This window comes from Terrabacter sp. P5_B1 (assembly GCF_056400505.1).
In genome coordinates, this window is the sequence record NZ_JBFULD010000331.1 from 1 (window position 1) to 8,656 (window position 8,656).

Consider the following 8,656-nt stretch of genomic DNA (forward strand, 5'->3'; position numbering starts at 1 on the left):
ACCCTGGTCCGCACCCTCAAACGGCTCGGCTTCACCGTGGGGCTCGTCAGCGGCGGCTTCATCGAGATCGTCGGCGCGCTCGCCGCCGACCTGGGCATCGACCATGCCCGCGCGAACCGGCTCGAGATCGAGGACGGCCACCTCACCGGACGCGTCGTCGGCGAGGTCGTCGACCGGGCCGGGAAGGCCCGCGCGCTGCGCGAGTTCGCGGAGCAGGAGGGGCTCTCGCTCAGCCGCACCGTGGCAATCGGCGACGGTGCGAACGACCTCGACATGCTCGACGTCGCGGGACTCGGGGTCGCCTTCAACGCCAAGCCGGTCGTGCAGGAGCAGGCGCAGACCTCGGTCAACGTGCCCTACCTCGACTCGGTCCTCTACCTGCTCGGGATCTCGCGCGAGGAGATCGAGGAGGCCGATCTCGACGACGGCACGCCGACCCAGGCTCCGCCCGTGCCGCACGCCGGTCACTAGGCTGGCGCGATGCAGTCCGTCGCTCCATCGTCCGAACCCCCGAATCCCAGCGGCGTTCGCCGCACGTTGCTCATCATCGGCGGTGCAGAGGACCGGATCGGGCGGTCGGTCGTGCTCAAGCGCTTCATCAAGCTCGCGGGCGGGCGGCGGTCGCACCTCGTCGTCATCCCGACGGCGTCGTCCTACGCCGTGGAGGTCTCCGAGGCCTACCGCGACGTCTTCACCCGGCTGCGCGGGGGTGACGTCTCGGTCGTCCACCCCGTGACCCGCCGTGACGCCAACGACCCGGCGATGGTCGAGGMGCTCGACACAGCAACCGGCGTCTTCATCACCGGCGGCAGCCAGGTCAAGCTGGCTCAGAACATCGTCGGCACCCCCGTGGGCGCCGCCGTCATCCGCGCCTACGAGCGCGGCGCCGTCGTCGCCGGCACCTCGGCCGGCGCCTCGATCATGAGCCGCTTCATGATCTCCCTCGGTGAGGAGGGGCTCACCCCCAAGCAGCGCGCCAGCCAGATCTCTGCCGGGCTCGGTCTCGTCGAGGACGTCATCATCGACCAGCACTTCGACCAGCGTGGCCGCTACGGCCGGCTCATGTCGATGGTCGCCGCGTCCCCCAACCTCCTCGGCATGGGCATCGACGAGAACACCGCCGCCGAGATCCGGGACGGCAAGGTCATGTCGGTCATCGGGGCCGGGTCGATCTTCGTCATCAACGCCCGCAACGCCATCACCGACGCCGCCGACGCGCGCCGAGGGGCCCCGCTGCTCGTTTCGGGCGCAGTCGTGCACTCGCTGCCCACGGGCAGTACGTTCGACCTGGACCACGTCGAGCTGACCGCCTTCGTCGAGCGTCACCCCGACATCGAGGGTGCGGTCGTCCCGGCCAAGGTCCGCGCGGCGCGCTCGGCGACGAGCAGCGCCGCTCACTGAGTTCCGCCCGCCCCGACGGCACCCACCGAGCCGCACCGCACCAACGGCCGAGCGCGTATGCCGCATCGCACGTCCCGCACGACCCCTGTAGGAGGATTTCCATGGCCGTCGAGGTACCCACCCCCGCAGGACCGGCCCGTCCGGACCTCAAGATCCTCGAGACCCGGATCTACCGCGGGCCGAACGTCTGGTCCTACCAGCCGGCCGTCCACCTCGTCGTCGACCTCGGAAGCCTCGAGGACTACCCCACCGTCTCGCTCCCGGGCTTCACGGACCAGCTCGTCGAGCTCGTCCCCGGGCTCGAGCGCCACACGTGCTCGCTCGGGCGCCGCGGGGGCTTCATCGAGCGCCTCCACGAGGGCACCTGGCTCGGTCACGTCGCCGAGCACGTCGCGCTCCAGCTGCAGACCCTGGCCGGTCACGACTCCCGCCGCGGCAAGACGCGCGCGGTCAAGGGCCGGCCCGGCCACTACAACGTCGTCTACAGCTACACCGACGAGACCGTCGGCGTCGCGGCGGGCAAGCTCGCGGTGCGCCTCATCAACCATCTCGTCGACGCGGAGGACGGCTTCGACTTCGAGACGGAGTTCAACGCCTTCCTCCGTCAGGCCGAGCGGGTGGCCTTCGGCCCCTCGACCGCGGCCATCCTCGAGGAGGCCGCCTCGCGCGACATCCCCTACATCCGCCWCAACTCGGCCTCCCTGGTCCAGCTCGGGCAGGGTGTGCACGCCCAGCGGATCCGGGCCACGATGACGTCGAGGACCGGTGCCCTCGCCGTCGACATCGCGAGCGACAAGGACCTCACGACGAAGCTGCTCGGCTCGGCCGGCCTGCCGGTGCCCAAGCAGGAGGCCGCGCGCACCATGCGCGGCACGGTCGAGGCGGCCCGGCGCATCGGGTTCCCTGTCGTCGTCAAGCCGCTCGACGGCAACCACGGTCGCGGTGTGTGCCTCAACCTGCAGAGCGACGCAGAGGTCGAGAAGGCATACGACATCGCCAAGGCGGAGTCGCGACGCGGCACGATCATCGTCGAGTCGTTCGTGACCGGCCGCGACTACCGCTGCCTCATCGTCGGCGGCCGCATGCAGGCGATCGCCGAGCGCGTGCCGGCGCACGTCGTCGGCGACGGCAAGCACACGGTCAGCGAGCTCGTCGACATCACGAACGCGGACCCCCGCCGCGGCGTCGGTCACGAGAAGGTCCTGACCAAGATCAAGGTCGACGCCAACGCGCTCGACATCCTCGCCGGCCAGGGACACACCCTCGAGTCGGTGCCGCCCGAGGGCGAGATGGTCAAGCTCGCCCTGACCGGCAACATGTCCACGGGCGGCATCTCCATCGACCGCACCTTCGACGCGCACCCCGACAACGTCGAGATCGCCGAGGAGGCGGCACGCATCGTCGGCCTCGACGTCGCCGGCATCGACTTCATCTGCCCCGACATCACCTACCCCGTCCGCGAGACGGGCGGGGCGATCTGCGAGGTCAACGCCGCCCCCGGCTTCCGCATGCACACGCACCCGACGGTCGGCGAGCCGCAGTTCATCGCCAAGCCCGTCGTCGACCTGCTGTTCCCGCCGGGCTCCCAGTCGCGCGTGCCGATCGTCGCCGTCACCGGCACCAACGGCAAGACGACGACCTCGCGCATGATCGCCCACATCTTCAAGGGCCTCGGCCGCAAGGTCGGCATGACCTCGACCGACGGTGTCGTCATCGACGAGCGGCTCGTCATCAAGGCGGACGCGTCCGGCCCGCGCTCGGCCCGCATGGTGCTGCAGAACCCGCGTGTCGACTTCGCCGTCATGGAGGTCGCCCGGGGCGGCATCCTGCGCGAAGGCCTCGGGTACGACCGCAACGACATCGCCGTCGTCACCAACATCGCGCCGGATCACTTGGGAATGAAGGGGATCGACACCCTCCGCCAGCTGGCCGACGTCAAGGCTGTCGTCGTCGAGGCCGTGCCGCGTGACGGGTTCGCCGTGCTCAACGCCGACGACCCGCACGTGCGCAACATGCGTCGCCGCTGCTCGGGCGGGATCGTCTGGTTCACGATGTCCGAGCCCGGCAGCGAGGTGCGCGAGTTCGTCGACGACTACTGCCGTCGGGGTGGTCGTGCCGTCGTGCTCGAGCCGAGCGACCGCGGCGAGATGATCGTCATCAAGCACGGTCGTCGGAGCATGCAGCTCGCCTGGACGCACCTGCTGCCCTCGACGTTCGGTGGGGCGGCCCGCTTCAACGTCGCCAACGCGCTCGCGGCTGCGGGCGCCGCCTTCGCCGCCGGGGCCCCGCTGCACGACATCCGCCAGGGGCTGCGAACCTTCGCGACGACGTACTACCTCTCCCCCGGTCGCCTCAACCTCGTCCAGGTGGGCAACGCCGACGTCTTCGTGGACTACTGCCACAACGCCGCCGGCATGAAGGAGCTCGGGGCGTTCGTCGACCGCTACGCCGCGCAGAAGGAGGGTCAGTCCGACCTCGGCCGCACGTCGCGCATCGGCATGATCGGCGCAGCGGGCGACCGGCGCGACGACGACATGCGCGAGCTCGGAGCCGTGGCCGCTCAGCACTTCGACGTCATCGTCGTCCGCGAGGACGAGCGCCTCCGCGGCCGCAAGCCGGGTGCGACGGCGGCGCTCGTGGCGGAGGGCGCCAAGACCGCGATGAAGGAGGGCGCCCGGTGCCGGCAGGTCGAGGTCGTGCTCGACGAGCTCGAGGCCACCCGGCACGTCCTCGCGCGCACCAACCCGGGCGACCTCGTCGTCATGTGCGTCGACCAGCACGCGCTGGTCGTCGCCGAGCTCGAGGAGCGCACCAAGCACGCCCAGGCCGGGGCCCGCATCGGAACGCCGGCTGCGGCCACGAGCGACCCCGACCTCGACCCCAGCACCCTCACCGAGACGGCGGAGGCCGAGGGTGAGGAAGCCGAGGGCGAGGCCCTGGGCTCCGTCCCCCCGGAGCTGGAGCCGGCCACGCCCGACGACACCGCCATCTGACCTCGCCAACTCCGCCCGGGCGAGACTGGCGCACTACCACAGCCCCGAACCACCACCAACTCCGCCCGGGCGGACTTAGCGCGGAAGAAAAACCCCGGCGCGCCTCCACAACCCCGCCCGGGCGGAGTTGTGGGGGACTGGATCAGTTGGCGGCGGGGGCCAGCTCGTCGGCGTAGGCCCGCAGGGCGCGGCGGTAGGTCTGCGTGTCCACGTCCGTCGTCGCCTCGAGCGTCGCCCGGATGAGGTCGGCCACGGCCTGGCGCTCCTGACCGAGGTCCGCCTGGACCAGCGCGCGGAGCATCAGAGCCGCGGTGTTGTGCGGCCGCGCCTGCAGCACCTCGGCGACGAGGCCCTGCGCCTCAGGGGCGCGCCCGACGACGCGCAGGCTTGACGCGAGCTGGAGCTGGGCGCGGTGCCGGTGCGGTTCGCGCAGGCCCCCGGCCAGAGCCTCCTCGTACAGACCGATGGCGCCCTGTTCGTCGCCCATCGCGTCCTTGGCGCCGGCCAGCTCGAAGACCAGCCGCGGGTCCCCGGGGTGACCGTCGACGAGCTGCTGGGCCGCGACGAGCCGTGCCTGCTCGTCGTCCGTCTCCCATAGGGCCGCGATCTCGCTCTCGAGCTCGTGCTCACCCCGCGCGGCGACGACCTTGCGCCGGATCGACCGTGCGTCATCGACCTTGCCACCCTGCTCGCGGATCCAGCCGTCGACCTCGGCGCGCTCCGCGTGGCACATGAGCGCGACCACGTCGCCGTCGAGGGCGTGCGGGACGAGGGCCTCGAGGGCCTCGAGCTCGGTCTCGTAGTCGGGCACGTCGAGTACGCCGACCTTGGCGAGCCCGTCGCGGAAGAGGGCCAGGAGGTCCTCGGCCTCGCGACCGCGCAGGTAGTGGCGGGCCACCTTCAGGGYAACCTCCTCGGCGCCCTTGCCAGCGATCTCGCCCATCGCGATGATCGCCTCGTCGGCGCGGTCCCCGGCGCAACCGAGGCCGAGACGCACGGCGCCTCCCGGTGCGGACAGCCCGCGGGCGACGTCGAGCAGTGCCTCGAGGCCGGCCTCGTTGTGCGCCATGTCCATGATGACCGTGGCCTTGCCACCGCTCGGCAGCGGCACCGAGTACGTGTTGAGCCGTCCCCAGTTGTGCTCCGGGTCGGGGGCGAAGGTCCGCAGGCCCTCGACGACGGCCGATCGCGGGACCCCGAGGCCCAGGGCGGCGGCTGCGCCGGCCAGCGCGTTGGCGATGTTGTTGCGGGACAGGCCGCTCAGCGTCATGGGGACGTCGACGATCTTGACCAGCCGGTCCGGGTCGCCGTTCGGCGAGAGGACGACGATCTCTCCGTCGAGGACGGTGATGCCCCGGCCGCCGGAGTTGATGGACTCCCACAGGGCCGGTGACGCCGGGTCGAGGCTGAAGGCCCACGGCTTGGCCTTGATGCGGAAGCGCATGGCCCAGACGCGCGGGTCGTCACCGTTGAGCACGACCCAGCCCTGGGGCTTGGTGACCGTCGTGACGATCGCCTTGACCTCGGCGAGCTGGTCGAGGGTGTCGATGCCCTGCAGGCCGAGGTGGTCGGCGCTGACGTTGGTGACGACGCTGACGTCGTTGGCCGTGACGCCCATGCCCTTGAGAAGCATGCCGCCGCGGGCGGTCTCGAGGATGCCGATGTCGAGGCCCGGGGTCTCGAGGACGCCGCGTGCGCCGGCGGGCCCGGAGAAGTCGCCCTCCTCCTTGGTCTCGCCCATGACGACGACACCGTCGGTCGAGCTCCAGGCCGTCGTGAGTCCCGCGGCCATGCACATGTGGGCCATGAGCCGGGTCGTCGTCGTCTTGCCGTTGGTGCCGGTCACGGACGCGATGGGGACGCGGGGGGTGATGACGCTGGGGCCGGGACCGTCGGGGGCGGCCATGATCACCGCGGCCGCCTCCTCGATGACCGCGTCGGCACGGCGCGACGGGTCGAGCAGCCCGGCCATGACGGCACCGACCTGCTCCCCGGCGACGCGTCCACGCGTGCGGTGCACCCACGGGAAGGCGAGCACGACGTCCTCGACCGTCTGACCCGCGCGAACGCGTACGCCCAGGCGTCCCGCGCCGATCTCCGCGCCGACGCGGCGCGTGACGGTGCGGATGACGCGCATGACGAAACGCTGGCGCAGCGCGGTGCCACGCTTGCCGGGACGGGCCGAGCGCATACCGAGCCGGCGCGCCAGGGCCTCAGCCTCGGTGCGCTTGAGGTCGAGGTAGCCGGGCACGTGCAGGATGACCTTGATCGCCGGCCGGGCGAAGTAGAGGTTGGGCCCGTCGAGCACCCGCACCTCGTCGACCCGGACCTGCGGCACCTCGGCCTCGGTCGTCGTCAGGGGGCTGGACTCGGTCCCGGCGTGAGGCATGGGCAGGACTCTAGCGAGAGCCACCCAGGGCGTGCTCGGTCACTGCCCCATCGCGTGCACGCCGCCGTCGACGTGGACGATCTCGCCCGTCGTGGCGGGGAACCAGTCCGACAGCAGCGCCGCGCAGGCCTTGGCCGCGGGCACCGGGTCGTTGACGTCCCAGCCGAGCGGCGCGCGGTCGTCCCAGACCTTCTCGAACTGCTCGAAGCCGGGGATCGACTTCGCTGCCGTCGTGCGGATCGGGCCGGCTGCGACGAGGTTKGAGCGCACGTTCTTGGGACCGAGGTCGCGGGCGAGGTAGCGGTTCGTCGACTCGAAGGCCGCCTTGGCGACACCCATCCAGTCGTAGACCGGCCATGCGAACTTCGCGTCGAAGGTGAGGCCGACGACGCTGCCGCCCTCGGACATCAGGGGCAGGGTCGCGACGGCGAGCGACTTGAGGCTGTAGGCGGAGATCTGCAGCGCCGTCGACACGTCCTCCCAGGTGCCCTCGAGGAAGTTGAACGCTCCCTGCGGGGCGAAGCCGATGGAGTGCAGCACGCCGTCGAGGCCGTCGACGTGCTCGCGCAGACGCTCCGCGAGGGTGTCGAGGTGCTCCTGGTCGGCGACGTCGAGTTCGATCACGACCGGCGTCTCCGGCAGGCGCTTCGCGATGGTCTGCGTGATCTTCATCGTCCGGCCGAAGGAGGTGAGGATGACGGTCGCGCCCTCCTGCTGGGCGATCTTGGCGACGTGGAACGCGATCGAGCTGTCCATGAGGACACCGGTGATGAGGAGCTTCTTGCCTTCGAGGATTCCCATGCCTGCGACTTTCTCGTGTGGGTGGGGACGCTTGCTGCAAAGGGGTTTGACGGCATACGAAGGTATGCCGTGTGGCGGGCTCAGTGCCCCATGCCGAGCCCGCCGTCGACGGGGATGACCGCACCGGTGATGTAGGCGGCGTCGTCGCTCGCGACGAAGCGGACTACGGACGCGACCTCCTCGGGAGTCGCGAAGCGGCCCGCGGGGATGTTGGCCAGGTAGGCCTTCTTCTGGTCGTCGGGGAGGACGGCGGTCATCTCCGTGTCGATGAAGCCGGGGGCGACGACGTTGGCCGTGATGCCGCGGCCACCGAGCTCGCGCGAGATGGAGCGCGCGAGGCCGACGAGACCGGCCTTCGACGCGGCGTAGTTGGTCTGGCCGGGCGAGCCGTAGAGACCCACGACGCTGCTGATGAGCACGATCCGCCCCCGACGCTTGCGGATCATGCCGGTCGCGGCGCGGCGGGCGCAGCGGAAGGCGCCGGCGAGGTTCGTGTCGATGACGGAGTCGAACTCCTCGTCGCTCATCCGCATGAGGAGGGTGTCGCGGGTGATCCCGGCGTTGGCGACGAGCACCTCGACGGGACCGCCGAAGAGCTCCTCCGCGGCCTTGAAGGCCGCGTCGACGGACGCCGAGTCGGTGACCTCGCACAGGACGCCCTGCAGCCCCTCCGGTGGCTCGCCGGAGCGGTGGGTGATGACGACGTTGTCGCCCGCGTCGGCGAAAGCCCTGGCGATCGCCAGGCCGATGCCGCGGTTGCCTCCGGTCACGAGCACGTTGCGCGCCTCGGTCGTTGACACAGTGCGTTCCTCCATCCGTCCGGTCGCTGCCGGGTCGCTGCCGGGTCGCTTCGGGGTCGCTGCCCTGCCACGAAACCTAACGGACTACCGAACGGTAGACAGCACCGCGGCACGCGGCCGGTACGGGCTTATGGTGGAAGGGTGTCAAGAGCCAAGAACGAACCCGTGGTGTACTCCGTCACCTCGGCCTCGTCGTCCACCACGGACGACCAGGACAAGCGCGTCAAGCGCTACCTCCCGATGATGGGCATCCGCGTCGCGTGCTCCGGGCT

Annotated in this window: 7 protein-coding genes; 4 read left to right on the forward strand and 3 right to left on the reverse strand. The window is 71.0% G+C overall.

The genetic code is table 11. The features are described from left to right. The 3 genes from AC1DP0_RS18435 to cphA all read left to right on the forward strand — a co-directional run. The coding region (locus tag AC1DP0_RS18435; protein WP_478087256.1) for an HAD family hydrolase at window positions 1-471 on the forward strand (471 nt) is incomplete at its 5' end. A gap of 9 nt (window positions 472-480) precedes the next feature. Next, window positions 481-1,401: a cyanophycinase gene (locus tag AC1DP0_RS18440; protein WP_478087258.1), complete on the forward strand. Its 921-nt coding sequence runs from the start codon at window positions 481-483 to the stop codon at window positions 1,399-1,401. 101 nt (window positions 1,402-1,502) lie between these two features. Continuing rightward, on the forward strand, window positions 1,503-4,394 hold the full coding sequence (gene cphA, locus AC1DP0_RS18445; protein WP_478087260.1) for a cyanophycin synthetase: 2,892 nt from the start codon (window positions 1,503-1,505) through the stop codon (window positions 4,392-4,394). A 142-nt stretch (window positions 4,395-4,536) separates the two neighbouring features. On the opposite strand, the gene AC1DP0_RS18450 is transcribed toward cphA, so the two are convergent. From AC1DP0_RS18450 to fabG, 3 genes are all read right to left on the reverse strand, one after another. Beyond that, entirely contained in the window at window positions 4,537-6,783 is a 2,247-nt protein-coding gene (locus tag AC1DP0_RS18450) for a tetratricopeptide repeat protein (protein ID WP_478087263.1), read from the reverse strand. A gap of 39 nt (window positions 6,784-6,822) precedes the next feature. After that, window positions 6,823-7,584 carry an enoyl-ACP reductase FabI gene (gene fabI, locus AC1DP0_RS18455; protein WP_478087265.1) on the reverse strand — a complete coding sequence of 254 codons (762 nt, stop codon included), beginning with the start codon at window positions 7,582-7,584 and terminating at the stop codon, window positions 6,823-6,825. 80 nt (window positions 7,585-7,664) lie between these two features. Then, window positions 7,665-8,399, reverse strand: a complete 735-nt coding sequence (fabG, locus tag AC1DP0_RS18460; protein WP_478087267.1) for a 3-oxoacyl-[acyl-carrier-protein] reductase — start codon at window positions 8,397-8,399, stop codon at window positions 7,665-7,667. A gap of 153 nt (window positions 8,400-8,552) precedes the next feature. On the opposite strand from fabG, the gene AC1DP0_RS18465 reads away from it, so the two are divergent. Next, window positions 8,553-8,656 (forward strand): DUF3099 domain-containing protein (locus AC1DP0_RS18465; protein ID WP_478087269.1); only part of this gene is annotated, 104 nt, incomplete at its 3' end.